This window comes from Caulobacter sp. AVps18, from assembly GCF_058681425.1.
Window position 1 is genome coordinate 742,842 of the sequence record NZ_CM178737.1, and the last position, 24,969, is coordinate 767,810.

27 protein-coding genes are annotated in these 24,969 nt (G+C 67.1%); 4 read left to right on the plus strand and 23 right to left on the minus strand.

Annotation, left to right across the window (positions count from 1 at the left end; translation table 11 throughout):
• The first annotated feature begins 155 nt into the window (after positions 1-155).
• On the plus strand, positions 156-911 hold the full coding sequence (locus tag ACW179_RS03465; RefSeq protein WP_492062913.1) for a hypothetical protein: 756 nt from the start codon (positions 156-158) through the stop codon (positions 909-911).
• Between the two features lie 61 nt (positions 912-972).
• On the opposite strand, the gene ACW179_RS03470 is transcribed toward ACW179_RS03465, so the two are convergent.
• Genes ACW179_RS03470 through petA form a run of 3 tightly spaced genes read right to left on the minus strand, consistent with a single transcriptional unit; the run spans position 973 to position 3,658 of the window.
• Positions 973-1,818 carry a cytochrome c1 gene (locus ACW179_RS03470; protein WP_492062914.1) on the minus strand — a complete coding sequence of 282 codons (846 nt, stop codon included), beginning with the start codon at positions 1,816-1,818 and terminating at the stop codon, positions 973-975.
• A 5-nt stretch (positions 1,819-1,823) separates the two neighbouring features.
• A complete protein-coding gene (locus tag ACW179_RS03475; RefSeq protein ID WP_492062915.1) occupies positions 1,824-3,101 on the minus strand; it encodes a cytochrome b in 1,278 nt (425 codons plus the stop codon).
• 5 nt (positions 3,102-3,106) lie between these two features.
• Positions 3,107-3,658: a ubiquinol-cytochrome c reductase iron-sulfur subunit gene (petA, locus tag ACW179_RS03480; RefSeq protein WP_492062916.1), complete on the minus strand. Its 552-nt coding sequence runs from the start codon at positions 3,656-3,658 to the stop codon at positions 3,107-3,109.
• Between the two features lie 205 nt (positions 3,659-3,863).
• Between petA and ACW179_RS03485 the strand changes: the two genes are divergently transcribed.
• Positions 3,864-4,322: a tRNA (cytidine(34)-2'-O)-methyltransferase gene (locus ACW179_RS03485; protein ID WP_492062917.1), complete on the plus strand. Its 459-nt coding sequence runs from the start codon at positions 3,864-3,866 to the stop codon at positions 4,320-4,322.
• Between the two features lie 164 nt (positions 4,323-4,486).
• Here ACW179_RS03485 and folP read toward each other — a convergent pair whose 3' ends face one another.
• The 10 genes from folP to ACW179_RS03535 form a co-directional block, all read right to left on the minus strand.
• Positions 4,487-5,311, minus strand: coding sequence for a dihydropteroate synthase (gene folP / locus ACW179_RS03490; protein ID WP_492062918.1), 825 nt, complete (start codon positions 5,309-5,311; stop codon positions 4,487-4,489).
• A gap of 69 nt (positions 5,312-5,380) precedes the next feature.
• On the minus strand, positions 5,381-7,252 hold the full coding sequence (gene ftsH / locus ACW179_RS03495; RefSeq protein ID WP_492062919.1) for an ATP-dependent zinc metalloprotease FtsH: 1,872 nt from the start codon (positions 7,250-7,252) through the stop codon (positions 5,381-5,383).
• 76 nt (positions 7,253-7,328) lie between these two features.
• Complete coding sequence (tilS, locus tag ACW179_RS03500) at positions 7,329-8,582, minus strand: tRNA lysidine(34) synthetase TilS (protein ID WP_492064246.1); 1,254 nt, start codon at positions 8,580-8,582, stop codon at positions 7,329-7,331.
• Entirely contained in the window at positions 8,579-9,430 is an 852-nt protein-coding gene (ybgF, locus tag ACW179_RS03505; protein ID WP_492062920.1) for a tol-pal system protein YbgF, read from the minus strand. Before ybgF ends, tilS begins: the two co-directional genes overlap by 4 nt.
• Positions 9,431-9,589: 159 nt before the next feature.
• On the minus strand, positions 9,590-10,150 hold the full coding sequence (gene pal / locus ACW179_RS03510; RefSeq protein ID WP_492062921.1) for a peptidoglycan-associated lipoprotein Pal: 561 nt from the start codon (positions 10,148-10,150) through the stop codon (positions 9,590-9,592).
• Positions 10,151-10,348: 198 nt separating this feature from the next.
• Positions 10,349-11,647, minus strand: coding sequence for a Tol-Pal system beta propeller repeat protein TolB (gene tolB, locus ACW179_RS03515; protein ID WP_492062922.1), 1,299 nt, complete (start codon positions 11,645-11,647; stop codon positions 10,349-10,351).
• A gap of 20 nt (positions 11,648-11,667) precedes the next feature.
• Positions 11,668-12,474, minus strand: coding sequence for a cell envelope integrity protein TolA (gene tolA, locus ACW179_RS03520; RefSeq protein ID WP_492062923.1), 807 nt, complete (start codon positions 12,472-12,474; stop codon positions 11,668-11,670).
• Positions 12,475-12,481: 7 nt separating this feature from the next.
• Entirely contained in the window at positions 12,482-13,000 is a 519-nt protein-coding gene (locus ACW179_RS03525; protein WP_492062924.1) for an ExbD/TolR family protein, read from the minus strand.
• Positions 13,001-13,003: 3 nt separating this feature from the next.
• Entirely contained in the window at positions 13,004-13,705 is a 702-nt protein-coding gene (gene tolQ, locus ACW179_RS03530; RefSeq protein ID WP_492062925.1) for a protein TolQ, read from the minus strand.
• 111 nt (positions 13,706-13,816) lie between these two features.
• On the minus strand, positions 13,817-14,260 hold the full coding sequence (locus tag ACW179_RS03535; protein WP_492062926.1) for a YbgC/FadM family acyl-CoA thioesterase: 444 nt from the start codon (positions 14,258-14,260) through the stop codon (positions 13,817-13,819).
• A 144-nt stretch (positions 14,261-14,404) separates the two neighbouring features.
• On the opposite strand from ACW179_RS03535, the gene ACW179_RS03540 reads away from it, so the two are divergent.
• Positions 14,405-14,584: a hypothetical protein gene (locus ACW179_RS03540; RefSeq protein ID WP_492062927.1), complete on the plus strand. Its 180-nt coding sequence runs from the start codon at positions 14,405-14,407 to the stop codon at positions 14,582-14,584.
• Between the two features lie 57 nt (positions 14,585-14,641).
• On the opposite strand, the gene ruvB is transcribed toward ACW179_RS03540, so the two are convergent.
• From ruvB to ruvC, 3 genes are all read right to left on the minus strand, one after another.
• Positions 14,642-15,685 (minus strand): Holliday junction branch migration DNA helicase RuvB, encoded by a 1,044-nt coding sequence (ruvB, locus tag ACW179_RS03545; protein ID WP_492062928.1) that lies wholly within the window; start codon positions 15,683-15,685, stop codon positions 14,642-14,644.
• Between the two features lie 121 nt (positions 15,686-15,806).
• The gene (gene ruvA / locus ACW179_RS03550) at positions 15,807-16,424 is read right to left on the minus strand and encodes a Holliday junction branch migration protein RuvA (protein WP_492062929.1); all 618 of its coding nucleotides are present in this window, start codon (positions 16,422-16,424) and stop codon (positions 15,807-15,809) included.
• Positions 16,421-16,942, minus strand: a complete 522-nt coding sequence (gene ruvC / locus ACW179_RS03555; protein ID WP_492064247.1) for a crossover junction endodeoxyribonuclease RuvC — start codon at positions 16,940-16,942, stop codon at positions 16,421-16,423. Before ruvC ends, ruvA begins: the two co-directional genes overlap by 4 nt.
• A gap of 122 nt (positions 16,943-17,064) precedes the next feature.
• Here ruvC and ACW179_RS03560 point away from each other — a divergent pair, with 122 nt between their 5' ends.
• Positions 17,065-18,477: a M20/M25/M40 family metallo-hydrolase gene (locus tag ACW179_RS03560; protein ID WP_492062930.1), complete on the plus strand. Its 1,413-nt coding sequence runs from the start codon at positions 17,065-17,067 to the stop codon at positions 18,475-18,477.
• Between the two features lie 253 nt (positions 18,478-18,730).
• Here the strand turns inward: ACW179_RS03560 and ACW179_RS03565 are convergent, their stop codons facing one another.
• From ACW179_RS03565 to ACW179_RS03595, 7 genes are all read right to left on the minus strand, one after another.
• Positions 18,731-19,678 (minus strand): nucleoside hydrolase, encoded by a 948-nt coding sequence (locus tag ACW179_RS03565; RefSeq protein ID WP_492062931.1) that lies wholly within the window; start codon positions 19,676-19,678, stop codon positions 18,731-18,733.
• 142 nt (positions 19,679-19,820) lie between these two features.
• Positions 19,821-20,576 (minus strand): YebC/PmpR family DNA-binding transcriptional regulator, encoded by a 756-nt coding sequence (locus ACW179_RS03570; protein WP_492062932.1) that lies wholly within the window; start codon positions 20,574-20,576, stop codon positions 19,821-19,823.
• Between the two features lie 75 nt (positions 20,577-20,651).
• Entirely contained in the window at positions 20,652-21,473 is an 822-nt protein-coding gene (locus tag ACW179_RS03575) for a TIGR00282 family metallophosphoesterase (protein ID WP_492062933.1), read from the minus strand.
• A 30-nt stretch (positions 21,474-21,503) separates the two neighbouring features.
• Positions 21,504-22,100, minus strand: coding sequence for a 5-formyltetrahydrofolate cyclo-ligase (locus ACW179_RS03580; protein WP_492062934.1), 597 nt, complete (start codon positions 22,098-22,100; stop codon positions 21,504-21,506).
• A complete protein-coding gene (locus tag ACW179_RS03585) occupies positions 22,097-22,345 on the minus strand; it encodes a hypothetical protein (protein ID WP_492062935.1) in 249 nt (82 codons plus the stop codon). Before ACW179_RS03585 ends, ACW179_RS03580 begins: the two co-directional genes overlap by 4 nt.
• 221 nt (positions 22,346-22,566) lie before the next feature.
• Positions 22,567-24,540: an alpha/beta hydrolase family protein gene (locus ACW179_RS03590; RefSeq protein WP_492062936.1), complete on the minus strand. Its 1,974-nt coding sequence runs from the start codon at positions 24,538-24,540 to the stop codon at positions 22,567-22,569.
• A 90-nt stretch (positions 24,541-24,630) separates the two neighbouring features.
• Complete coding sequence (locus ACW179_RS03595) at positions 24,631-24,969, minus strand: cell division protein ZapA (protein ID WP_492062937.1); 339 nt, start codon at positions 24,967-24,969, stop codon at positions 24,631-24,633.

Sequence of the window (24,969 nt, forward strand, 5' to 3'; positions counted from 1 at the left end):
ATCGCTTTTGCGGAAAACCGGCGGCCACTTTTCCGCGCGATGCTCTAGCTTTTTACACAGAGCGCCTGCCGCAATTTTCGCCTTGCTCTCGCCGGGCTGCAGCGTGCCACTGACTCTGGTCGCGCTGTGCCCGCAGCTTGGCTAGGATCGCGGCCATGGTTCGCCGCGTCGCCCCCCTGATCTTGCTGCTGTCGCTGTCGGCGGCCGGCGCGGCCATGGCCGGCGAGACGGCCTGCTGGTTCGAGAACGGGGCCATTGTCGCGCCCGCAGCCGTCGCCGACATGACCGGCGACTTCGTAATCGACCTGTCTGCGCCCCGCACCCTGCTGCACGACACCAAGGCCCAGACCGGCGGCTATGCCGGAACCGACCTGGCCCTGCCTGTGCGTCTGGCCGGCCAAAGGCTGGAGGCTGCGCCGATCCTGGTCCGCGACCTCGACTATCGCAGCGCGGGCTTTGTCGCGCCGATCATCGGCGTGATCGGGGCTGACATTCTGGACCGCTACGTGCTGAGTCTGGACTTCGCGCCCTGCCGGCTGCGGCTGGACACGCCGGGAGCCTCGGCCAACCCCTCAGGACGCGGCCTGGTGGTGACGATGATCGGCGGCGCGCCGACAGTGCAGGCCGCTGTTTCGGAGGGCGACCACGGCCTGATCGGAGCCTTTGCGCTGGACACCGCCTCGAACGGCGGCGTGCGGGCCCGCGGCAAGGCCGAGGCACCGCGCCAGCGGCCAGTCGGAACCTTGAGCGCTCTGTCGCTGGACGGGGTGGTGTATCGCCGCCTCAAGGCCGTGGTGGCCGGAGACCTGCCCGACGGCGTGGTCGGAGCCCTGGGCGTCGACATCCTGTCGGCCTACAGCCTGCGCCTCGACCCCTGGGCCGGCCGGTTGTGGCTGGTCCCGAGGCCCTGAACTGAAAAAGGCCCGGCGTTTCCGCCGGGCCTTGATCTTGCGTCGTCTGAGACGAAACGGGTCAGTGCGACTCGTTCTTCCAGACCTGACGGTAGGCGGCGTACAGCAGCCCAGAGAACATCAGCAGATAGAGGATGACCACAAAGCCCATCTTCTTGCGCTCTTCCATCTTGGGCTCGGCGGTCCACATCAGGAAGGCGGTGACATCCTTGGCCTGCTGCTCAACAGTCGACTTGGTGCCATCGTCGAAGGTCACCAGGCCGGCCTTGAGCGGCGCCGCCATGGCGATATAGCCACCGGGCGGAACATGCTCGTGGCTGCCCGACCAGGCCGAGGTCAGGTCGCCCGCCATATAGGGGTTGTAGTGCTGGCCGGGGCCAACCTTCAGCCCCGCCGGCGGCTCCTTGTAGCCGGTCAGCAGCGAGTAGATGTATTCCGGGCCACCCGAGCGGGCCTTGGCCAGCAGCGACATGTCCGGCGGCAGGGCGCCGCCGTTGCCGGCGCGGGCCGCAGCTTCGTTGGCGTAAGGCGACGGGAAGCGGTCGGCGGCCGTGGCCGGGCGCTTGATCACGTCGCCGGTTTCAGAGTCGATATCGGCGACCTCGTAGTCCTTGGCGATCGCCTTGACCCACGGGTTGTCGTTCGAGTTCTTGTACTTGTCGTTATAGAACGGCCCGCCCTTGTCGCCCAGGTTGCGGAAGCTGACCAGGTGCATGGCGTGGCAGGCCGAGCAGACCTCGCGATACACCTTGTAGCCGCGTTGCAGCTGGGCCTGGTCGAACTTGCCGAACGGACCTTCGAACGACCAGTGGACGTCCTTGGGCGGCAGCGGGTGACCCGCGGCCAGCGCCTGGCCGCCGATCATCAGGCCCGCGACGGCGGCGATGATGGAGAGTTTGCGCAGCATCGGGTTCAGCCCTTCTTTTCAGGCGACAGCGCCGGGGACGCGATCGAGTCCGGCACGGGCAGAGGCGTTTCCTTCAGGCCCAGGATCGGCAGGATCGCGAGGAAGAAGGCGAAGTAGTAGAGCGTCGCGACGCGGCTGAGCCAGACGAAGCTGTTCAGGTCGGCGTCGATCAGCAGGAACGTCTTCAGGTGCGGGATGACCGGGTCATCGGGCAGCTTGGCGCCGCAGACGCCCAGGATGCAGCACGCCACCACGAAGAACAGGAAGTAGACCTTCGCAGTCGGGCGATAGCGCATCGAGCGCACCTTGGAGGTGTCCAGCCAAGGCAGGGCGAACAGGCAGGCGATGGCACCGAACATGGCCAGCACGCCCATCAGCTTGTCGGGAACGGCGCGCAGGATCGCGTAGAACGGCAGGAAGTACCATTCGGGAACGATGTGGGCGGGCGTCACCAGCGGGTTGGCCGGCACATAGTTGTCGGCGTGGCCCAGGGCGTTGGGCATGTAGAAGACGAAGATCGAGAAGAGGATCAGGAAGACGCTCATCGCGAAGCCGTCCTTCACCGTGGCGTACGGCGTGAAGGGCAGGGTATCGGCCTTCGACTTGGGCTCGACGCCGGTCGGGTTGTTCTGACCGACCACGTGCAGGGCCCAGATGTGCAGGATCACGACGCCCGCGATCATGAAGGGCAGCAGGTAGTGCAGCGAGAAGAAGCGGTTCAGGGTCGGCGTGTCGACGGCGAACCCGCCCCACAGCCAGGTGGTGATGCTCTCGCCCACGATCGGCAGGGCGCCGAACAGGTTGGTGATCACGACGGCGCCGTGGAAGGACATCTGACCCCAGGGCAGGACATAGCCCATGAAGGCGGTGGCCATCATCAGCAGGTAGATCACGCAGCCCAGCAGCCACAGCACTTCGCGCGGGGCCTTGTACGACCCGTAATAGAGACCGCGGAACATGTGGATGTAGACGGCGATGAAGAACATCGACGCCCCGTTGGAGTGCATGTAGCGGATCAGCCAGCCGTAGTTCACATCGCGCATGATGTGCTCGACGCTGTTGAAGGCGTCGCCCACATTGTAGTGCATCACCAGGATGATGCCGGTGATCAGCTGCGAGGCCAGGCACAGCGACAGGATGCCGCCGAACGTGTACCAGTAGTTGAGGTTACGCGGCGTGGGATAGTCGACGAAGCTGTCGTAGCCCAGACGCACGATCGGAAGACGGGCGTCGAGCCAACGCTCGAAACCGGTCTTGGGTTGATAGGTCGAATGTCCGCTCATCTCGCTTAACCGATCTTGACCTTGGTGTCGGACAGGAACTCGTACTCCGGAACCGCGAGGTTCAGCGGCGCGGGACCCTTACGGATCCGGCCGGACGTGTCGTAGTGCGAGCCATGGCAGGGGCAGAACCAGCCGCCGTAATCGCCGCCGCCGAAGGTCGGCACGCAGCCCAGATGGGTGCACGAGCCGATCAGCACCAACCACTGCGCCTTGCCGGGCTTGACCCGTTCGGCGTCGGTCTGCGGATCCTTGAGGGGCGCGCTGTCGTCCTTCACCGCGCTGGCGATTTCCGCCGGCGTGCGGTTGCGCACGAACAGAGGCTTGCCGCGCCACTTCAGCGTGACCTGCTGCCCCTCGGCGACCTTGGTCAGGTCGAACTCGGTCGAGGCCAGGGCCAGCGTGTCGGCCGACGGGTTCATCTGATCGACGAACGGCCAGACCAGCGACGCGCCAGCGCCAGCGGCGCCGGCGATGGCTGCGATATAGATAAAATCGCGCCGGCTGGGATCAGACCCATGTTCCGGTTCGTTGTTTGCGCCCACGGCGGTGTCGGCCACCTTAAGTCACCCTTCGATTCCGCCGTGCCGAGAATACGGCCGGCCAGGAGATGCGCCTTGCGGCGCCGTAACTGTTCTCGACCCGCAAGCGGATCTCCGCCACAAGGCAGCGGTCGGATCGTCCTATCGGACGCACGGCGCGAGTCCGCAAGTCCTTTCGATTCGCAGCAATGTCCCTGCTGCCTCTGTGGTTGGTTCGCTTAGAATGCGTGTCGCACTTTTTCAACCAGGCATTCCTCAAAACGTCGGTGCCGCGATCCGATTAGCCGCCTGTTTCGGGATTGGCCTGGACATTATCGAGCCTTGCAGCTTTCCGCTGGACGACAAGAGCCTGAAACGCGCTGCGCTCGATTATGGGCCGTTGGCCCACATGAAACGCCATGATTCCTGGCAGACCTTCCTGGCGGCGCCCGAGCGGTCCGAAGGGCGGCTGCTGCTGTTCACGACTCGCGGGGCCACGCCGTTCCACCGCTTCGCCTTTGAGGCGGGCGACACCCTGCTGTTTGGCAATGAGAGCCGGGGCGCGCCCGACGAGGTCCATGCCGCCGCCCAGGGGCGCCTGGTGATCCCCCTGCGGCCCGAGGCCCGCTCGATGAACCTGGCCACCACGGCGGCCATGGCCCTGGGCGAGGCCCTGCGCCAGACGGACGGCTTTTCGGGTTAGGGCAATGATGGTTTTTCTCGAAGCCTTCCTCAAAGCCGCTCCTCCCCGCGAAAGCGGGGACCCAAGCTGAGCTAACCAAGCCTTTGCCGGACATCCAGCTTGGATCCCCGCTTTCGCGGGGAAGAGCGGAGTCGATCTTCGATACCGACTAAGCGCGACTGGCTCTAGCGACCCGCGCTCTGGATCGCGGCCCATACCTGCAAGGCCTGGGCGGTCTCGCGCACATCGTGGACGCGCACCGCCGCCACGCCCGCCACCGCGCCGGCCAGATGCGCCGCCAGCGAGCCGCCCAGCCGGCCTTCGGCCGCTTCGCCCAGCGGATCGATAGAGGCAATGAAGCGCTTGCGACTGGCCCCCAGCAGCACCGGAAAGCCCAGTGCGACAAATCGAGGCAGGGCCGCCAACAGGGCCAGATTGTGCTCCAGCGTCTTGCCAAAGCCGATACCGGGATCCAGCCACAGCCGCTGGCGCGCCACACCGGCGGCCAGGGCCACCTCGACCCTGTGCAGCAGGAAGGCCTCGACCTCGCCGACCACGTCGTCATAAGCCGGAGCGGCCTGCATCGTGCCCGGCTCGCCCAGCATGTGCATCAGGATCACCTCGCAGCCCAGTTCGGCGGCCACATCGGGTGCGTCGGGCGCGAATCGCAGGGCCGCCACGTCGTTCCAGAGGCTGGCCCCGGCCGCCACGGCGGCGCGGGCCACGGCGGGCTTCATGGTGTCGATCGAGATCGTCACGTCGCTGCGCGCCCGGATCGCCGCGATCAACGGCACGACGCGCGCCAGTTCGTCGGCCTCTGAAACCGGCGTCGCCCCCGGCCGGGTGCTCTCGCCGCCGATATCGAGGATGTCAGCCCCCTCGCTGATGAGCCGCAAGGCGTGGTCCAACCCGGCCGAGGGGTCCAGGAACCGTCCACCGTCGGAAAAGCTGTCGGGCGTGACGTTGACGATGCCCATGACGCGGGGGCGGGAGATCGGGCTGAGGATCATGGGGCAGGTTCTAGGGCTGTAGCGCCCAGGAAAAAAGCCGGCCCCGCGAGGGACCGGCTTTTGCGTTCCTTAGGCCGTTACGCTGGTCGGCGAGACCGGCACCGAGGCCGAGGGGCCTGCCGGCTTGCGATCTTCCTCGTCCTTGCGGACGGGCTGGACGCCCTTCATGACGCCGATGATCTCATCGCCGCTGAGGGTCTCGAACTCCAGCAGGGCCTTGGCGACCGAGTGAAGGTTGTCCAGTTCCTCGGTCAGGATCCGGCGCGCCTCGTCCTCGCCGCCCTTGACCAGGCGACGCACTTCGCTGTCGATCTTGATCATGGTCTCGGGCGAGACGTTCTGGGTGCGCGCCACCGAATGGCCCAGGAACACCTCGTCCTGATTGTCGCCATAGGCCACGGTGCCCAGCTCGTCAGAGAAGCCCCAGCGGGTGACCATGTTGCGGGCCAGGCCCGTGGCGGCGCTGATGTCGCTGGAGGCGCCCGAGGTGATCTTCTCCTTGCCGAAGATCAGCTCCTCGGCCACCCGGCCGGCCATCATGATCGCCAGTCGCGAGGTCATCATGTCGAAGCTCATCGAGTAGCGGTCGCCCTCGGGAAGCTGCATGACCATGCCCAGGGCTCGGCCGCGCGGCACGATGGTGGCCTTGTGGACCGGATCGGCGACGGGAACGCGCAGGGCCACCAGGGCGTGGCCGCCCTCGTGATAGGCGGTCAGCTTCTTTTCAGCGTCGCTCATGGCCATCGAGCGGCGCTCGGCGCCCATCATGACCTTGTCCTTGGCGTGTTCGAAGTCGTGCATGGTGACCATGCGGCGGTTCTTGCGTGCGGCGGTCAGGGCCGCCTCGTTGACCAGATTGGCCAGATCGGCACCCGAGAAGCCGGGGGTGCCGCGCGCCAGGGTGCGCACGTCGACATCGGCGGCCAGGGGGACGTTCTTCATGTGGACGCGAATGATCTTCTCGCGGCCCGAGACGTCGGGATTGGGCACCACGACCTGACGGTCGAAGCGGCCCGGACGCAGCAGGGCGGGGTCCAGAACGTCAGGACGGTTGGTGGCGGCGATCAGGATGATGCCTTCATTGGCCTCAAAGCCGTCCATCTCGACCAGCAGCTGGTTGAGGGTCTGCTCGCGCTCGTCATTGCCGCCGCCCAGGCCGGCGCCGCGATGGCGACCGACGGCGTCGATTTCGTCGATGAAGATGATGCAGGGCGCGTTCTTCTTGGCCTGCTCGAACATGTCGCGCACGCGGCTGGCACCGACGCCGACGAACATCTCGACGAAGTCAGATCCCGAGATCGTGAAGAACGGCACGCCCGCCTCACCGGCGACGGCGCGGGCGATCAGGGTCTTGCCGGTACCGGGAGGGCCGATCAGCAGGGCGCCCTTGGGAATCTTGCCGCCCAGGCGCTGGAACTTGGCCGGATCCTTGAGGAAATCGACGATCTCCTGCAGCTCTTCCTTGGCCTCGTCGACGCCGGCGACGTCGTCGAAGATGACCTTGTTCTTGTTCTCGGTCAGCAGCCGAGCCTTGGACTTGCCAAAGCCCATCGCGCCCTTGGCGCCGCCCTGCATCTGCCGCATCAGGAAGAACCACACCCCGATCACCAGGATGATCGGCAGCAGGTTCATGATGATGGCGAACAGGCTGATGCCGCCACCCTTGAACTTGACGTCGGCCCCCTTGGCCACCAGGCGGTTGACCAGCTCGTCCGAATTGCTCGGCGCGTTGACGGTCACCACCTTGCCGGCGGTGTCCTTGGCCGCAACGATCTGGCCGGCGATTTCGGCGGACTTGATCTCGCCGTTGTCGACCTTGCTCAGCAGCTGCGAATAGCTGATCTCGCCGCCGCTTTGCGGCCGCGAGGTCTGGGTGACAAAGAAGGTGACGGCGAGACCCGCCACGATCACCAGCCAGATGGCCAGATTCCTGAAATTCATACGCGTCGTCTTCCCAACGATAGCTCTAGGCTGACAGAGATAGGACGTCCGAGGCGCTTGCGCCACGCGCGCGATGTCAGGTCACGCATTCTTGGTCGATCAGGCCGGTCGCGGCCCTGAACCGTTCCAGGAAGAGAACCTCAATTCGCACGGCCTGATGCGGTGCAAGAGCCGGACCGGCCAGTATGGGACAGGTCACGGCCCCTTCGGCGTCAACCAACACGGGCAGGGCGGGCCGGGCGGCAGCGGGGACGGCCTTCAGCGCCTCGCGCTCGGCCCTGGGCAGGCCTGCGGCCAATCCGCGCAGGGCCATGACCTGGACCTCTGCCGGCCCCGCCGTGAGGGCATAGCGGCCGTCCCAGACGCCGGCCTGGCCCGGCATCAGTCGCAGTGGGGCCAGTCCGCCCCGCACGGCCTCCCCGGCCTCGCGACAGAGGGTGATGGCACCGGCAGAGGATCCCGCCTCGATCCGCGCCCCGGCCAGGGTTGCCGTGAAGGCCTCGCCCGAGCGTAGCCGGCGAACCAGGGCCTGCACCCGATCGCCGCGCGGTGGACGCTCGGTGCCGGCCATGCACAGACAGGCCATGGCCAGCTGGGCGGCAGACACCTCGCGCGGCAGGGTCAGGACCCCGGTCTCGCTCCCGTCAAACCACGCTGGGCCAGAGTCGATGGCGTCGGACGGAGCCAGCGGCTGGAGCGCCGTTCCGCCCGCCAGCGCCTTGCGGGCCCGGGCGCGGGCATAGCGCAGGTCTTCATTGGCGGGATCGTCCAGCCAGGTCTCGCCGACCGCCAGCAACCCGTCGCGAAGGTCCTCGCGCCGCTCTTCCAGCAGGGGTCGCAGCAGGAAGACGCCCCGCCCCTCCGGCCAGACCGGCGAGGGGGACCACTCGCGCGGATCAGACACTGTCGAGCCGGCGGCCCGCATGGCGGCGGCCTCATGGCGGTCATCGGCGGTGTGGCCCAGCAGCAGCACGCGGGCTCCGGCCTGACGGGCGGCGTCGGCCAACAGGGCGTGGCGGGCGCGGCGAGCGGCGGCGGGCAGGCCCGTCAGGGGCTTGTCGCCTGTCCAGACCAGCGCCCGGGCGTCTGCGCCCAGGGCCCGGGCCTTGGCCACGGCATCGCGGGTCCAAACTCCGCTGCCGGCTTGCAGGCCATGGTCAACGGTCAGGCTCAAGACAGGCCGGCCATGGCGCCTTGCCCAGTCCAGCGTGAACTTCAGGAGGGCCAGGGAGTCGCTTCCGCCGGAAAATCCGACGGCCAGAGGAGCCTTGCTGGCCGGGTCCAGCCGCCGGTCGAAGGCGGCCAGGCTGGTGGTCAGACTGGTGTTCAGGCGCACTTGGCCGCGAGACGGGTCGCAGCCGCGCGCGACAGGACGGCCGGTGGGGCCTTGGGATAGCGCCGGGCCAGCTCGTCCAGCGTCTTGCAGGCGTCAGCGGGCTTCTTGAGCGCCACCAGGGCGCGCGACAGCTTCAGGGTGGCGTCGGGCGCCCAGCTGGTCTGGGGCCAGCCGCGCACCGCGCCCAGATAGGCGCCGGCGGCGTCGCCATAGGCCTCGCGGACGAACAGGGTCTCGCCCAGCCAGTAGCGCGCCTCGGGCGCGCGGGGGCTGTCGGGATAATTGGTCACGAAGGTCGAGAACGCCGCTTCGGCATTGGCGTAGGCGCCGTCCAGCAGCAGCTGGCGCGCCGAGTTGAAGGCCACGGCCGGATCGGCAGGCGGCGCAGGCGGAGCCGGAACCTCGGCGGCGACCGACGCGGCGGCGGCGGCGGCCTCCATATCGGTCAGCTTCTTTTCCAGCGCTGCGAGCCGGGATTCCAGGGCGTCGCCCCGGGCCTTCTGCTCGCCCGAGCCCCGGCGGGCCTGGTCCAGATCGTAGGTCAGGCTCTCGTTCTGGCGGTTGAGGCGCTGCAGGGTCTGCTCAAGATCGCCGATGCGGTCAGACAGGGTGGCGATCTGGGCGTCGGTCTCGGCCGACTGGACCACCACCGGCTTTCCCGTGTCCCGGCCTTGGAAAACGATCGAACGCAGCTCGCGCACCACCTTTTCCATCCGCTCGACGCGCTTGACCGAGCGGTCGTCCAGCGGATCGGGCATCGGGGTCTGGGCCAGGGCCGGGACGGCTCCTACGGCCAGAACGGGGGCCAGGAGGGCAGCGAGCAGAACAGATTTAACGGTCATGTCGGCGATTATGCCCTGATTGCGGACAAAAGTGGGGCAAACCCGAAAGCCCTCCCCCTTTGACGGGGGAGGGCTTGGAGAGGATCAAGGGGCGGTGCGGCATTGCCGCCGCATCACCCCCATACCTGCCGTTCCCCCATCAAGGGGAAGGCGGCGTAATCAGCGCGCGCCGTCCGTGAGGGCGGTGCGGGCATTGCGGTTCTTGGCCCAGGCTTCTTCGGTGGTCCCCGCGTCGATGGGACGTTCCTTGCCGTAGGACAGGGTCTCGATGCGCGAACCCGAAACGCCCTGGGCGACCAGGAAGTCACGCACGGCGTTGGCACGGCGGGCGCCGAGGGCGAGGTTGTATTCGCGGGTGCCGCGTTCGTCGGCATTGCCTTCGATCCGCACCTTCACCGCCGGATAGCGGTTCAGCCACTGGGCCTGACCGGCCAGAACCGGCTGGGCGTCGGCGCGCACCACATATTCGTCGGTGTCGAAATAGATCAGGTCGCCGATATTGACGACGAAGTCCTGAGTCGAGCCGGGGATCGGGCCAAGCGGGGCCTTCGGAACTTCCGGTGGGGTGTAGGGACGCTCGGGCGCGGTGGGCTGAGCGACCGGCGCGGGCACTTCCGGCGTCACCGGGGTCGGCTTCGGGCGCGAAGCGCAGGCGGCGAGCGAGGCGGCCGCAAGGCCGATCAGCGCCAGTCTAGCAGCACCCTTGGTATCGAAGTTCATCCAGCTTCTCCTCGAAAACTCCGGTTCGGACCCGATTGATATCCGTCGAGGACCTCAACGGAACAGTCAAAATGTCAGACCAAACCTCACAATGGCGTCAGAAGACCCTGCCGGGACCTTGCTCGACTTGCAAGGTGCTCCGAAAGGCCAACGCCTCCTATAGGCCAAGGTTGCCTCGGCCCGATGACAGATCGACCGTCAGTCGAGCAAAGGTGACCATGCCGGGTCGGACGCCGCGCCCTGATAGGCCGCCGGACGCAGGATCCGGCCGGTAATGTCGACCGTCCACAGGCGGGGAATGCCGCTGCCCCCCTCCCGGAAATACATCAGCACCCGGCCGTTGGGTGCCCAGGTGGGCCCCTCGTCGAGATAGCTGGTGGTCAGCAGGCGCTCGTCGCTGCCGTCGGTGCGCATCACGCCGATATGGAACTGACCGCCGGTCTGCTTGGTGAAGGCGATGAAGTCGCCGCGCGGGCTCCAGACGGGGGTCGTATAGCGGCCGCCGCCGTACGAGATCCGCCGCACCCCCGAGCCGTCGGCGTTCATCACATAGAGCTGGGCCTGGCCGCCCCGGTCGGAGTTGAAGACGATCTTCGTTCCGTCCGGCGAGAATGACGGCGAGGTGTCGATCGACGGGTCAGTCGTGATCCGGGTCGACTGCCGGCTGCGCAGGTCCAGCACATAGATGTCGCTGTTGCCCGCCTTTTCGACGGAGAACGCCACCTTGCTGCCGTCGGGCGAGAAGCGCGGGGCGAACACCATGCCGGGGAACTTGCCGACCGTTTCCTGACGGCTGGTCTCGAGATTGAGCAGGTAGATCGACGACCCGGTCGGCCGCAGGGCCATATAGGTCAGCTCCTGGCTGGTGGCCGAGAAGCGCGGGGTCATGACGATATAGGAGCCGTCGGTCAGGAACTGCGGATTGGCCCCGTCCTGGTCCATGATCGCCAGGCGCTTGATGCGGGCCATCTTGGGGCCGCTCTCGGCGACAAAGGCCACGCGGGTGTCGAAATAGCCCTTTTCGCCGGTCAGGCGCTCATAGACGGCGTCGCTGATCTTGTGGGCCACCCGGCGCCAGTTGTCGGGCGTCGAGCTGAACTGCAGGCCCAGCAGCTGCTGCTGTGAAAAGACATCCCACAGGCGGAAATCGACGCGCAGGCCACCATCGGGGCCGACCGTCACCTGGCCGTTGATCAGGGCCTGGGCCCCGGTCGCCTGCCAGTCGGGAAAGCGCGGCTGCACGTTCACGTCAGGCAATTTGTCTGACACATTGGCCACGTTCAGGGGCTGAAACAGACCCGAGCGCTCGAGATTGCCGGTAATCACCTGGGCGATCTCGGCCCCGCGTCCCGCGCCGGAAAAGGCCGGTACGGCGATGGGCAGCGGCTTGACCGCGCCGGCATTGATGTCGACCTCGATCTGGGCCGAGGCCGGTCCAGCCAGGACGGCCCCGCCCAGCAGGGCGGCGACCATCAGCATCAGGACTTTCAAGCGCATCACGTTTCCCTTCGGCGACATTATCGGGAGCAAGCCTGTTTTGCGTTGAAGTTCAGGGCGATTTTCTGACCGTAGAGGTCCGGCGGCAGATAGGCGAAGGGCGAGGCCTGCAACAGGGCGCGAACCGCCCGGTCGGATGCGGCCTTGACCACCGGGTCCGGCGACGCGGTGCCCGGCGACTCCGGCTGGCCGACCACGCGGCCGCCCGCGCCGATCACGAACACCACGCGCACATTGACGTTGGAACCGCCCTCGACCTCGCAATTGGGGTTCCAGCGGTCCTGCACCTCGCCCTGCAGGCGGCCCAGGGCCGCCGCCGACAGGCCGGTGGCCGCCCCGGCGGCGGGACGGGCCGAGACCGAGGTCTCTGCCCGCGTCGGCCCCTTGGGCGCATTGGCCACGGGCTTGCCGGTCGACTTCTGGGTCTTGGACAGCGAGGCCTCCAGCGAGGCGAAGAAGTCTTCATTGGCCTTGGCCGGCGTCGGCTTTTTGGCGGGCGACGGGGTGGGCGTGGGCTTGGGCGCGGACTTCGATGGCGGTGTCGGGGCCGGGCTTGGAACCGGCGCGGGAACGGGGGCCGGCGGCTGGGGCGAGGCCTGCGGGACCGGGTCCTCGGTCTGGGCCGTCTGCTCAACCGGCGCCTCCTGCGCCGGACGCACATTGGTGGGGCCCTGGGTGACGATGGTCACCGGCACGCTTTCGCCCAGGGTGATGGGCGTGGGCGTCTTCCACGGCCAGCCGATCAGGATCGCCGCCGCGACGGCGCCGTGCAGGGCGACCGATCCGATCAGGGCCGGCGAGAAGCCGGTGTCGCGGGAAGCGCTCATGCGCGGCCTATTGCGCGGGCCGCAGGTCGCCCGAGCCTTCGGGCAGGGCGTCGCGCGGGGTCGCGCCCGAAGACGGTCCGCCCGTCTCGGTGATCAGGTTGATCTTGCTGAAGCCGGCGCTGGACAGGGCCGCCATGGTCTGGGCGACGACGGCGTAGGTCGCTGCGCCATCGGCGCGAACGAAGATCGGCTTGTCATAGCCGTCGCCGGCGATGGCGGTGATGCGCGGGGCCAGGTTCTCGAACGGAATCTGTGTCTCGCCGACATAGATGTCGCCCTCGCGGTCGATCGAGACGGTGATCGGCTCCTGCTGGTTCTGCAGGGCGGCGGCCTCGGTCTTGGGCAGCTCCAGCGGCACGCCGGCCGTCAGCAGGGGCGCGCTGATCATGAAGATGATCAGCAGCACCAGCATCACGTCGACCAGAGGCGTGACATTGATCTCGGACAGGGCCCCGCGTGAGCGGCGGCCGCGCCGGCGACCGCGACGGCCACCGGTGGCGAAGGCGTCATTGGCAGACATGGCCATGGCCTAGACCTTCTCGGCCAGGCGACGCTGGATCGCGGTGGACAGGTCGTCGGCAAAGCCTTCCAGGCGGCCGGCATACTTGCCCGCGTCGGTCGAGAACTTGTTGTAGGCGATATAGGCCGGGATGGCCGCCACCAGGCCGATGGCGGTGGCGAACAGGGCCTCGGCGATGGACGGGGCCACCACGGCCAGCGAGGTGTTCTTCGACAGGGCGATGCTCTGGAAGGCATGCATGATGCCCCAGACCGTGCCGAACAGACCGATGAACGGGCTGGCCGTGGCGACGATGGCCAGGCTGCCCAGCCCCTCTTCGACCTTGGCGGTCTCGCGCGCGATCATGGTGTCGAGGATGCGGTCGATGCGCTGGATCAGGAAAGCCGCCTGGCTCTCATTGATCGGGCCCCGCGCCTTGGCCTCGCGCCATTCGCGCAGGGCCGCCTGCAACATGCGCGGCAGGGGATGACGCGGATTGGCCCCCGCTTCGCCCGCCACATCTTCCAGCGAGCGGCCAGACCCGACCTGGGCCTCGAACTTGTTTGCCGCGCTGTTGAGCCCACCGAACCGGAACAGCTTGTCCAGAATCACCGCCCACGAGCCCAGCGAGGCCAGGATCAGGCCGATCATCACCGCCTTGACCACCCAGTCGGCCTGCAGAAACAGGGACATGAACGAGAAACTGATGGGGGCGGCGGCTGCGGCGTCCATGCGGGGGTCCTGCTCCGTTGAGGCGTCAAAAACAATAGCGCCTTACTGACATGAAGCGGCGCTTTGGTGAAACTATGACAATTGCCGGAGGATCCCGAAAATCGATGTCGCTCAGGCTTCCAGCCACGGCGACAGCTTTGCGATCATCTCCGCCGTCGGCTTGCGCGGCCGTCCGTCCAGGGTGATGCAGACGGCGATGCCCTGCGCCTGGCAGATGATCTCGTCGCCCCGGGTGATCGTCTGGCTAACAAACAGGCGCGGCCCCTTCACCCGCTCATACAGGGTGCGCACCACCAGGGCGTCGTCGATCCGCGCCGAGCGCTTGAAGTCCAGCTCCATGCGGATGATCGCAAAGGCGGTGTCGGCCTGGGCCAGCTCGGTATGCGAGATCCCGACCAGCCGAAAGAAATCGCTCCGCCCCCGCTCGAAATAGCGCAGGTAGTTGGCGTGATAGACGATGCCGGAAAAGTCGGTGTCTTCGTAGTAGATGCGGACGGGCAACTGGTGCTCGCGGCCGTCGAAGACGCCGGCGGTGGGGTCTGGGGTGGCGCTCATGCCGATCCTTCTAACCCTCTCCCATAGGGAGAGGGAGGGGCCCATCGCAAAGCGATGGGAGGGTGAGGGGTTTCAGCGTCGGACGGCGTGCGGGCACGCCTGTTCGGACCTGAACTTCAGCTGTCGATCTGATATGTATGAAACATGCAAAAAGGACCCTCCATCTTCGATAATCCGAGTGATGCAACGGAAGCAGACGCCGATGCGCGGGCTGAGGCCGACATTAAGGCGGGTCGAGTCGTGAGCCATGAGGCGGTAAGTTTCTGGCTCTCATCGTGGGCGAATGGAGAGCCAAGAGCCGCGCCAAAGCCTGAAGCGTTTTAACCCCTCATCCTCCCACCGCTGCGCGGCGGGCCCCTCCTTCTCCCTGTGGGAGAAGGATCATGCGTCCTCCCCGAACAACCCCGCCTGCCCCGGCGACGGGGCGGGTGCCTTCAAACCCAGGTGCAGATAGGCCTTGCCGCAGGCGACCCGGCCGCGTGGGGTGCGCTGGATGAAGCCCTGCTGCATCAGATAGGGCTCGATGACGTCTTCGACGGCGTCGCGGGCCTCGGCGATGGCATAGGCGAGGGTCTCGACCCCGGCCGGGCCGCCGCCATAGTGCTCGATCAGGGCGCGCAGATAGCGGCGGTCGAGACTGTCGAGGCCGACCTCGTCGACTTCCAGCCTGGCCAGGGCCATGCCCGCCGCCTTGCGGTCGATCAACGTCGCGCCGTCAGCCTCGGCGAAGTCTCTCACCCGGCGCAACAGGCGGCCGGCGACGCGGGGCGTGCCGCGGGCCCGGGCGGCGATCTCGGCGGCGCCGTCCTCCGACAATGGCGCGCCCATCTTGCGAGCCGCGCCCAGCAGCACGTGCTTGAGCTCGGCGTGGGTGTAGAATTCCAGCCGGATCGGGATGCCGAAGCGGTCGCGCAGCGGCGTGGCCAGCATCCCGGCCCGCGTGGTCGCCGCCACCAGGGTGAAGGGGGCCAGGTCGATGCGGATCGAGCGCGCCGAGGGCCCCTCGCCGATCACCAGGTCCAGAACATGGTCCTCCATGGCCGGATACAGGATCTCCTCGACGTTCGACGACAGGCGGTGGATCTCGTCGATGAACAGGACGTCGTTGGCTTCAAGGTTGGTCAGGATCGCCGCCAGGTCGCCGGGCTTGTTCAGCACCGGACCCGAGGTGGCGCGGAAATTGACGCCCAGCTCGCGGGCGACGATCTGGGCCAGGGTGGTCTTGCCCAGCCCGGGCGGGCCAAACAGCAGCACATGGTCCAGGGCCTCGCCCCGGCCCTTGGCGGCCTCGATGAAGACGCGGAGATTGCCCTTGGCCTGCTCCTGACCGACGAACTCGGCCAGGGTCTGGGGCCGCAGGGCCTTGTCGGCGGCCAGCGGGACGGCTTCGTGGGGCTGGGCTTCGCCGGAGATGATGCGGGTCATGCAGCGCCATCCCCCTCAGTCGCTCCGCGACAGCTCCCCCAAGGGGGGAGCATCTGCTCGGGATAGATCCTCCCCCCTTGGGGGAGGTGGCCCGGAGGGCCGGAGGGGGTCAGCGCCGCCCTCACCGCCCCAGCTCCTGCAGCCCGGCCTTGATCAGCGCCTGCACCGTCGCCTCGTCGCCCAGCTTGGCCGCCGCCGCCTCGACCACGCGGCGGGCGTTCACTTCGGCCACACCCAGACCCATCAGCGCCGCGACGGCATCGCCGGTCGGTGCGGGCTTGGCCTTCGCGGGCGCGGAGCCCGAGGTCGGCGCGGTCATCAGCACCGGTCCGTCGGTAATCGGCTTGTCCTTCAGCTCGGTGACGATCCGCAGGGCCAGCTTGGGGCCCACGCCCGAGGCGCGACCAACAGCGGCCTTGTCATCACGGGCCACAGCGGAGGCCAGTTCGGCCGGCGACAGGATGTCGAGCACCGCCATGGCCGCCTTGGGACCCACGCCCTGGATGGCCTGCAGCAGCACGAAGGCCTTGCGGTCCTCGCGCGTGCCAAAGCCATAGAGCCGCAGGCCGGCGCTTTCGCTCCACTGGCTCTCGATGTGCAGCAGGGCCTCTTCGCCCAGGGCCGGCAGGCGCGACAGGGTGCGGGAGCCGCAGCGGACCACATAGCCCACGCCCATGACGTCGATCAGGGCCTCTTCCTCGCCGACCTCGGCGACGGCCCCCCTGAGACGACCAATCATGCCACCCTCCGGTTGGCGACGCGCAGATTGGCGTGGGTGATGGCGACGGCGAGAGCATCTGCGCAGTCGGCCGTGGTCTTGCCCGCCGTGGGCAGCAGGCGAGCGATCATGAAGCCGATCTGGGCCTTGTCGGCCGCGCCGGTGCCGACCACCGCCTTCTTGACCAGACGGGTCGAGTATTCAGCCACCGGCAGGCCGGCGCGCGCGGGCGCGATCAGGGCGGCGGCACGGGCGTGACCCAGCTTCAGGGTCGACTGGGCGTTGGTGTTGAGGAAAACCTCCTCGACCGCCGCCTCGTCGGGCCTGTGCTGCTCGATCACAGCGCAGATGCCTTCAAAAAGATGCAGCAGGCGCTGGGCGAAGTCGGCCTTCTCGTCGGGCACGATCACGCCATGGGCGACGTGGCTCATGCGCGAGCCCTCGACCGCGATCACGCCCCAGCCGGTGCGGCGCAGGCCGGGATCAAGCCCAAGGATCCGGATCGGGATGCGATTCATGTTCATCATGTGTTCTCGCAACATCGCCTGTTCCGCGCCCGAGGAAAAGCCCCTGTATTGCTAACGAGTGGTAAACGGGGGGCCTTGCGCACAACCGCTTTGCGGGCTCTGCTCCGGCTCAGTTCCTCGGGGAGAGAAAATCAATGCGTATGGTCGGATGGATGACGGCGGCGGCTGTGCTGGCCCTGCCGATGGCGGCGAGCGCGCAAACCGCGACCCCGCGCCCCGACCAGTTGAAATTCCGCGAGCTCTACAAGGAACTGGTCGAGATCAACACCACCCTGTCGGTCGGCAGCTGCACGAGGGCCGCCGAGGCGATGGGCGCGCGCCTTAAGGCGGCGGGCTATGCCGACAGCGATGTGCAGGTGGTGGTCGATCCGAAGTATCCCCGCGAAGGCTCGCTGGTCGCGGTGCTGCGCGGGACCGACGCCAAGTCAAAGCCGATGCTGCTGCTGGCCCATATCGACGTGGTCGAGGCCAACCGCGCCGACTGGACCCGCGACCCGTTCACCCTCGTCGAGGAGAACGGCTATTTCTACGGACGCGGCACGTCCGACGACAAGGCCCAGGCCGCCATCTGGACCGACAGCCTGATCCGGCTCAAGCAGGCCGGCTACAAGCCCAAGCGCGACATCAAGATGGCCCTGACCTGTGGCGAGGAAAGCGAAGGCTATAACGGCATCGAAGACCTGCTGAAGACTCACCGCCCGCTGGTCGACGCCGAGTTCGCCCTCAACGAAGGCGCCGACGGCCTGCTGGACGAGCAGGGCCGAGAAGTGGTGCTGGAGGTCCAGGCCGGCGAGAAGGTCTATCAGGACTTCACCCTGACCACGACCAATCCGGGCGGGCACTCCAGCCGCCCGCACGGTGCCAACGCCATCTATCAGCTGTCGGCGGCGCTGGACCGGATCGGCGCCTATCAGTTCCCGACACGCTTCAATGACGCCACCCGGGGCTATTTCACCCAGATGCAGCCGCGCGTTCCGGCGCAGCAGGCGGCGGCGATGAAGGCCCTGGTCGCCAATATCGAAGACGCGGAGGCGCTGAAGGTCGTCACTGCGGATCCGATGTGGAACTCGATGCTGCGCACCACCTGCGTCGCCACGATGGTCAGCGCCGGCCACGCGCCCAACGCCCTGCCCCAGCGCGCGACCGCCAACGTCAATTGCCGCATCCTGCCCGGCACCCCGGTCGAGGAGGTGCAGGCCAAGCTTTCCGAACTGGCGGCTGATCCCGCTGTGGCCGTGACCCTGGCCCACGCCTCCAAGCCCGCTTCGCCGCCGCCGCCCCTGACGCCGGCGATCATGGGCCCGATCACCAAGCAGGCCGCCAAGCTGTGGCCGGGCGTGCCGATCGTGCCCATCCTGCTGACCGGCGCCACCGACGGGGTGCACACCAATGCCGCCGGCATTCCGACCTATGGCGTCACCGGCCTGTTCGGCGGGTCTGACGGCGACGGCATCCACGGCCTCAACGAGCGCATCCGCGTCAAGTCACTGTATCAGGGCCGGGATTTCCTGCACGGCCTGATCCAGGACTATGCGGGCGGGAAGTAGGGGCCGCTCCGTCGCTATCTGATTGTCATCCCGGGCGGCTTAGCCGGCCCGGCCATCGCCGGGCTGCGGCCGTTAATACTGACCTCAGATGGGCCAGAATCTGAAGATACTCCGTCACCCCGGGACTTGTTCCCGGGGCCCATGGGTCAGCTTCATCGTGAGCGTTTCATTCTGTGCCGCACTTGCGGTGGAACGATGGGCCCCGGGAACAAGTCCCGGGGTGACGAGATGAATAGAGCACAAGGCGTCGAGCTCAGCGGCGGTTGGTATCAGCTGCGGCCGTCTTCGCCCCAAACAGCGTCGTCAGGATCAGCCGCTCCACCACCACGACATCGACGCTGACACACACCTCTGCATTGGACGCGCCGTCGATGCGGTCGATGCGGCCCTGGCGCAGGCCGTCGGTCGTCACCCTCAGGCGGGCCGGCTCGAAGGTGAAGGCCTCGGGCGCGATCAAGGTGGCTGCGGCCACGGCGTCGTGGGGGTGGCAGGCCTCGCTTGTGCCCCAGGCCTGGGCATGGAAGTCCATATAGGGTCCGGCCGCCCGCGCCAGCCGGGCGGAAAGCGGCGATCCGCAGCAGGCCACACCGGCCTCCAGCGCCGCGCGGGTCAGGGTGACCTGGCTTGAGACATCCATCGGGATCAGCCGGGGCCTTACGCCGGCTTCGAGAACCCGCTGCAGGGCTTCAGGATCGCTCCAGCTGTTGAAGTCGGCCCCGCCGACCGCCTTGCCCTCAACCGCAAAGGCCCCGGCCATGACCGTCGGGCGCCAGTCGCGGAAGGCGGCCGGATCGTCCAACAGCCCCTGGGCCAGGTTGGTCACGGGCCCCAGGAACAGACCGCTGATCTTGCGACGCGCCACAAAGGCCAGCAGGCTGGTCCCATGTCCCCGGTCCAGCTCCGGCAACTTCCAGCGCTGCGAGAAGCCCACGCCGTTCAGGCCATCCACCCCGTGGGCCGGACGCATCCGCTCGACCCGCCGCCGGGCCAGGCCCGAGCCGGCACCGATATAGACCTCGGCCCCGCAGCCGGCCAGGCGCAGCACGCCGCGCGCATTGGCGGCCGCCTGGTCGACATAGGTGTTGCCGAACACCGCCGACACCGAGCCCACCTCGACGACGTCGCGCGCCCGCGCCAGCAGGGCCAGCGCCAGGGCGTCGTCCACGCCGCAGTCGGTGTCGATGTGAACGCGAAGGGTCATGACGCCAGTGTAGCCGACGTCATGTGGCGGGGAGAAGCCGTCTTGGAGCGCGTTCCGAAAAGTGGGAACCGGTTTTCGGAATAAAACCCGCGTGAAAACAAAAGACTAGAGCGGGTGATCTGATTCCATCAGATCACCCGCTCTAGCCCAGGGCCGCCAGATCCTCGTCGCTGATCTCTTCGTTCGAATAGACCGCCTGGACGTCGTCATCGTCATTGAGCATGTCGAGCAGCTTCATCAGCGTGGCCACAGAATCGCCAGTCACCGGAACCTGCATCTTGGGACGCCAGCCGATCTTGGTGTTGGCAGCCGGGCCAAACTTGGTTTCCAGCGCGGCGGACACCTCATTGAGGTCTTCAAAGGCGGTATAGACCGTGTGGCCTTCGGCCTCCTCGTCCATGTCGGAGGTCACGTCGTCGGCGCCGGCCTCAATGGCGGCTTCCATCATGGCGTCTTCGCTGGCGACCTTGGCCGGATAGGTGATCTGGCCGACGCGATCATAGTTGAACGCCACCGAGCCGGTCGCGCCCATATTGCCGCCCAGCTTGGTGAAATAGGACCGCACATTGGCCGCAGCGCGGTTTTTGTTGTCGGTCAGCACCTCAACGATGATGCCGACGCCGCCGGCGGCCACGCCCTCATAGCGGATTTCCGAATAGTCGGCCGCATCGCCCATCTGCGACTTCTTGATCGCGCGATCGATGACGTCCTTGGGCAGGCTTTCGGCCTTAGCGTTGTTCACGGCCAGGCGCAGGCGCGGGTTCATGTTCGGGTCGGGCAGGCCGGCCTTGGCGGCCACGGTGATTTCCCGCGACAGCTTGGAGAACAGCTTGGAGCGCGCAGCGTCGGCGCGGCCCTTGCGGTGCATGATGTTCTTGAATTTCGAGTGGCCGGCCATTCGCGGGGCTCTTCTCTGATCTGACGATGGTGGAGTGGGCGCGCTTCTAGCCCCTGGAGCGGGGTTTTGTCACGCCTAGACGACCGGCACGCTTTCCTTCAGCCGTCCACCGACCCTGATCGGCTCGACGCGCAGCGCCAGGCCCGTGCGGTCGTCGGTCTCGACGAAGACGCCGCAGACCGTGGCCGGACCCGAGGCCGGGGTATAGCGGCCGCCGCTGATCTTGGTGGTGAAGCGCCGCAGGGGCTCTTCCTTCTGGTTGCCGATCACGCTGTCGTAGTCGGCGCAGGCCCCGGCGTCGGTCTGGTAGGCGGTGCCGCCCGGCAGGATCTGGGCGTCGGCGGTGGGCACGTGGGTGTGGGTGCCCACCACCAGGCTGGCGCGGCCGTCGCAATAGTGACCCATGGCCATCTTCTCGGAGGTGGCTTCACAGTGCATGTCGACCACCACCGCGTCGGCCACTTGGCCCAGCGGGGCCTTGTCCAGCTCGCGGTCGGCGGCGGCGAAGGGGTCATCCATGGCGTCCATGTGGACGCGGCCCAGCAGGTTGATGACCATGATGGTGCGGCCACGCTCGGTCTGGAACAGATGGCTGCCGCGGCCCGGGGCGTCCGACAGGATCGGATAGTTGGCCGGTCTTATCAGTCTGGGTTCGCGGACGATGTAGGTGAGCGCCTCGCGCTGGTCCCAGCTGTGATTGCCCAGCGTCAGACAGTCGGCCCCGGCCTCGAACAGCTCGCGCGCGGTGTTCTCGGTGATTCCGAAGCCCGCCGCCGCGTTCTCGGCATTGATGATCACGAATTCCAGATCCAGCTGGCGGCGCAGGGCGGGCAGATGATCGGCCAGACCGTCGCGGCCCGACTTGCCGACGACATCGCCGAAGAAAGCAAAACGCATCGAATTTCCTTACCAGACCCCCTTTGGGTCTCAGTCGCTCACCGCGATATACGCGTTTTCAGTGAGAATGGCGTCCAGAGCCTGATCATGCGGCTCATTGGGCAGGCCGGCTGTGTCCTGGCCGCCATAGGCGAGGCCCAGAACCAGAACCGTGCGACGGGCCCGCAGGGCCTGAAGGGCCCGGTCGTAGTAACCCCCACCCTGCCCCAGCCTCCGGCCGGTACGGTCGAAAGCCAGCAGCGGGACCACCACCAGATCGGGCTCGACGACCGGCTGACCGGGGTCGGGCGCCCTCTGGCCAGCCGCATCGCGGACCAGCGGGATCGATCGGTCCCACCGCCGAAACACCATCGCCCCCGCCTCGCCCTCGACCGACGGCAGGGCCAGGGTCCAGCCGGCGGAGGCCAGTCCTCGGGCGAGCGGTTCAGGATCGATCTCCGACCCTGCGGGCTGATAGAGGGCCGCGACCTTGCCGACCGGATCGGGAAAGGCTTCAGACAGGGCCGGCAGACCGATCACGGCGGCCTGCTGTCCAGCCTCGGGACAGTCGCGCGCCAGCAGCTTGCGCCGGGTCCGCACGAACATTCTCAGGGCAGCCTTGGCGGCGACAGGATCGGGGATCGTCAAGGCGGCGGCGCAGCGCGATAGGTCAGGGCGATGATCCCCAGGATCAGGATCACCAGACCCACCTGGGCCCACAGCCGAAAGCTGTCCGGCACGAAGGTGGTGCAGATCATGGCGATCACAAAGATCAGGGTCGTCAGCCAGCCCTGCCATCCGGTCGGCCGCGCGCCGACTCCGAAGGTCTTGGGCCCGAACCAGCCGGATTTCATCATCGCCTCGGCGAATGGGAGGAAAGGTGGCGGCGCCATGAAGAACCGTGAAGACGTTTCAATCCACTCGAACCTGTTAGTTACAGGTGGGCCCCGTGTTCCCGCAGCCACGGCCACGGGAGGGAACAGGTCCCGATAGAGAGATTAAGGTCCCTGGGAATAGAAATCTTCGACGAGGGCCACAGCAGACCCGCCGCTGAGGAATATAGGGCGTCAGGCCTCCCGACGATAGAGGCGTTCCGTCGCGGCCGACGATATCCTCAAAGCCCCAGCGAGGCCTTGAGGAACGCATCGGACTTGCCCAGCATCTCGGTCCGCGCGGCATCGTCGCTCAGCTGGTGGTCGAGTCCCTTGAACTCGATCAGCTCGACCTTGCGCCCAACGTCGCGAAGCTTGCGCGCCATCAGGCGCGACTCTCCGATCCCGACATTGGTGTCAAGATCGCCGTGGAACAGAAGAACCGGCGCCTTGATCACGGCGGCGTTCTGGGCCGGCGAGCCCTCGGTCACGTGCGGCCCCTTCCCAATGAACTCGCTGACCTGAAGGTAATTGCTGAAGTTAAGGTATTCCGCCCGCAGCGTCTCCAGGTCGGTGACCGGGGCGATCGCGACGACCGCCTTGAACAGGTCGGGATCCAGCACGGCCGATTGCAGCGCCGCATAGCCGCCGTAGGACCAACCGACGATCGCCATCTTTCCGGGCGCGGCGACGCCTTGCTGCTCAAGCCAGCGGCCGCCGTCGTTCACATCGCTGATCGCGGTGCGCCAGGACTGGAAGCCGTTCTTCTGGAACCACTGCGCCCCATAGCCACTGGAGCCGCGATAGTTCGGCTGCAGCACCGCGAAGCCCCGCTGGGCGAAGTACTGCGCCAGCCAGTCGAAGCCCCACTCGTCACGAGCGCTGGGACCGCCATGTGGCATGACGATCGCCGGCAGGTTCTTGCCGTCGCTGCCCGGCGGCAGGGTCAGGTAGCCGGGGATCTGCGTGCCGTCAGCCGCCGGATAGGTGATCGCCTTCACCGTGGCGAGCTTCATGCCCTCCAGCTGCGGGCGAGACGCCGCCAGATCCTGCAGTTTGCGGGTGGTCTTGTCGAACAGGTAGTAGACACCCGGATAGCTGTCGCCACCGGCGAAGAGCAGCAGCTTCGACTCGTCGGCCGAGGCGTCGACAAAGGTGACGATCCGCCCCGGCATGGCCTTGCCGATCGCCTGTCCCAGCTTGCGCAGCTCCGGATCGAAGAATTCGGTTTCCCGCCGGTCGGTGACGAAGGACGCTCCGACCACGCGGTTCTCCCGGCCGATCCGCACAAGGCCCGAGACGTCGACGTCCGGTCGCGCCACGACGAGGTCGCGCGTCATCGAGCCGTCGAGGGCGATCTTGTAGAGCGCCCTGCGCCCGTCCTTGTCGTCGAAACCGTAGGCGACGTTGAGCTTTTGATCGACGGCGTAGGGGTTGAACCCGCTCCAGCCGACCGAACCGCTGGTCAGCTGGCCCAGCGGCAGCCATTCGCGGCTGTCGGGCTTGCGATAGAGATAGGAGATCTTGCCGCCGGAATAGCCGGAATTCCCCCGGGTAGGCTGCATGCCCATGATCCTGACCGTCCCATGCCCGTCGCCGATATACTCGACGGCGGTGCTGAAGGGCTTCTCGACGATCTTTCGCACAAGGGTCAGCGTATCGACGCGCTCGACACCCAATCCCTCGTCTTTCCTGGTGGTGCGACTGACGCCGGCCTCCTCCAGGTACTCGCGGGTCATCAGCACCCCGCTCTGGGCGTCGTCGATCGACCAGTCGACGATGGAGCCGCCGTTCTGGGCTACACCGATGGTCCGGTTGCTGTTCTCGGCGGTCAGCATCTTCAGTTCGCTGCCGTCACTGTTGAGCGCCAGCAGGCGAGTATAGCCAACCTTGCTCTCGCCGTTCTTGATCAAGGCGTAGATCTGGCAGACCAGGCGCGTGTTGGTCGACCAGCGGCAGTAGGTCAGCCGCTCAGGATCGCCACTGGAGACCAGTATGGTCTTGGACGCCCCGGTCGTGACGTTGATGGCCACCAGCTTGGAGCCCCGAGCGGAACCGGGGACAATCATCGCCACCTGCTGACCGTCGGGCGAAAGGCTGATTTGCTGGATGTATTCCCGCGCCCCGAACGCGGCGGTCGTAGGATCCGCGCTGAACGCGGGCGCGCCTGGCGCGAGACAGACGACCGTAAACGCAAACACCGTAACAAAACGCATCGACTGCCCCACCAAGCTTGGCCTCAACGATAGGCGAGTCTGGAGGCAAGACAACCCGAAGTGCATCAGGGCGCGCGATATCGATTCAGTCTAGTCGAGCGCCAGCTTCTCAATCCGCTCGGCCGCCGCATCAATCGCGCGGATGGCGGCGATCTCGATGCGGTTGGCTTCGCGGTTCTGTTCGGTCTGCAGGCGGGCCAGCTCGCTCTGGGCGTGGGCCAGGCGCAGCTTGAGGTCGCTCATCTCGTCGGCCAGCAGCAGGGCGCCCATCAGGAACAGGCGGGTCTCGCCCAGCTGGCCGACATCCTGGCTGACCTGGCGCACCTGACGGTCGAACAGGCGGGCGATCTCCAGCAGATGGGCTTCCTGCCCGTCCTCGCAGCCCACCGAATAGGGCCGGCCGTTCACCTGGATGGTCAGTTGCGCCAT

Excerpts from the sequence above, each read along its gene's own strand:
- ACW179_RS03465 (WP_492062913.1), top strand. The coding sequence starts at position 156 with ATGGTTCGCCGCGTCGCCCCCCTGATCTTGCTGCTGTCGCTGTCGGCG.
- ACW179_RS03470 (WP_492062914.1), bottom strand. The coding sequence starts at position 1,818 with ATGCTGCGCAAACTCTCCATCATCGCCGCCGTCGCGGGCCTGATGATC.
- ACW179_RS03475 (WP_492062915.1), bottom strand. The coding sequence starts at position 3,101 with ATGAGCGGACATTCGACCTATCAACCCAAGACCGGTTTCGAGCGTTGG.
- ACW179_RS03485 (WP_492062917.1), top strand. The coding sequence starts at position 3,864 with ATGCGTGTCGCACTTTTTCAACCAGGCATTCCTCAAAACGTCGGTGCC.
- folP (WP_492062918.1), bottom strand. The coding sequence starts at position 5,311 with ATGATCCTCAGCCCGATCTCCCGCCCCCGCGTCATGGGCATCGTCAAC.
- ftsH (WP_492062919.1), bottom strand. The coding sequence starts at position 7,252 with ATGAATTTCAGGAATCTGGCCATCTGGCTGGTGATCGTGGCGGGTCTC.
- ybgF (WP_492062920.1), bottom strand. The coding sequence starts at position 9,430 with ATGACCGTTAAATCTGTTCTGCTCGCTGCCCTCCTGGCCCCCGTTCTG.
- pal (WP_492062921.1), bottom strand. The coding sequence starts at position 10,150 with ATGAACTTCGATACCAAGGGTGCTGCTAGACTGGCGCTGATCGGCCTT.
- tolB (WP_492062922.1), bottom strand. The coding sequence starts at position 11,647 with ATGCGCTTGAAAGTCCTGATGCTGATGGTCGCCGCCCTGCTGGGCGGG.
- tolA (WP_492062923.1), bottom strand. The coding sequence starts at position 12,474 with ATGAGCGCTTCCCGCGACACCGGCTTCTCGCCGGCCCTGATCGGATCG.
- ACW179_RS03525 (WP_492062924.1), bottom strand. The coding sequence starts at position 13,000 with ATGGCCATGTCTGCCAATGACGCCTTCGCCACCGGTGGCCGTCGCGGT.
- tolQ (WP_492062925.1), bottom strand. The coding sequence starts at position 13,705 with ATGGACGCCGCAGCCGCCGCCCCCATCAGTTTCTCGTTCATGTCCCTG.
- ACW179_RS03535 (WP_492062926.1), bottom strand. The coding sequence starts at position 14,260 with ATGAGCGCCACCCCAGACCCCACCGCCGGCGTCTTCGACGGCCGCGAG.
- ACW179_RS03540 (WP_492062927.1), top strand. The coding sequence starts at position 14,405 with ATGCAAAAAGGACCCTCCATCTTCGATAATCCGAGTGATGCAACGGAA.
- ruvB (WP_492062928.1), bottom strand. The coding sequence starts at position 15,685 with ATGACCCGCATCATCTCCGGCGAAGCCCAGCCCCACGAAGCCGTCCCG.
- ruvA (WP_492062929.1), bottom strand. The coding sequence starts at position 16,424 with ATGATTGGTCGTCTCAGGGGGGCCGTCGCCGAGGTCGGCGAGGAAGAG.
- ACW179_RS03560 (WP_492062930.1), top strand. The coding sequence starts at position 17,065 with ATGCGTATGGTCGGATGGATGACGGCGGCGGCTGTGCTGGCCCTGCCG.
- ACW179_RS03565 (WP_492062931.1), bottom strand. The coding sequence starts at position 19,678 with ATGACCCTTCGCGTTCACATCGACACCGACTGCGGCGTGGACGACGCC.
- ACW179_RS03570 (WP_492062932.1), bottom strand. The coding sequence starts at position 20,576 with ATGGCCGGCCACTCGAAATTCAAGAACATCATGCACCGCAAGGGCCGC.
- ACW179_RS03575 (WP_492062933.1), bottom strand. The coding sequence starts at position 21,473 with ATGCGTTTTGCTTTCTTCGGCGATGTCGTCGGCAAGTCGGGCCGCGAC.
- ACW179_RS03585 (WP_492062935.1), bottom strand. The coding sequence starts at position 22,345 with ATGGCGCCGCCACCTTTCCTCCCATTCGCCGAGGCGATGATGAAATCC.
- ACW179_RS03590 (WP_492062936.1), bottom strand. The coding sequence starts at position 24,540 with ATGCGTTTTGTTACGGTGTTTGCGTTTACGGTCGTCTGTCTCGCGCCA.
- ACW179_RS03595 (WP_492062937.1), bottom strand. The coding sequence starts at position 24,969 with ATGGCGCAACTGACCATCCAGGTGAACGGCCGGCCCTATTCGGTGGGC.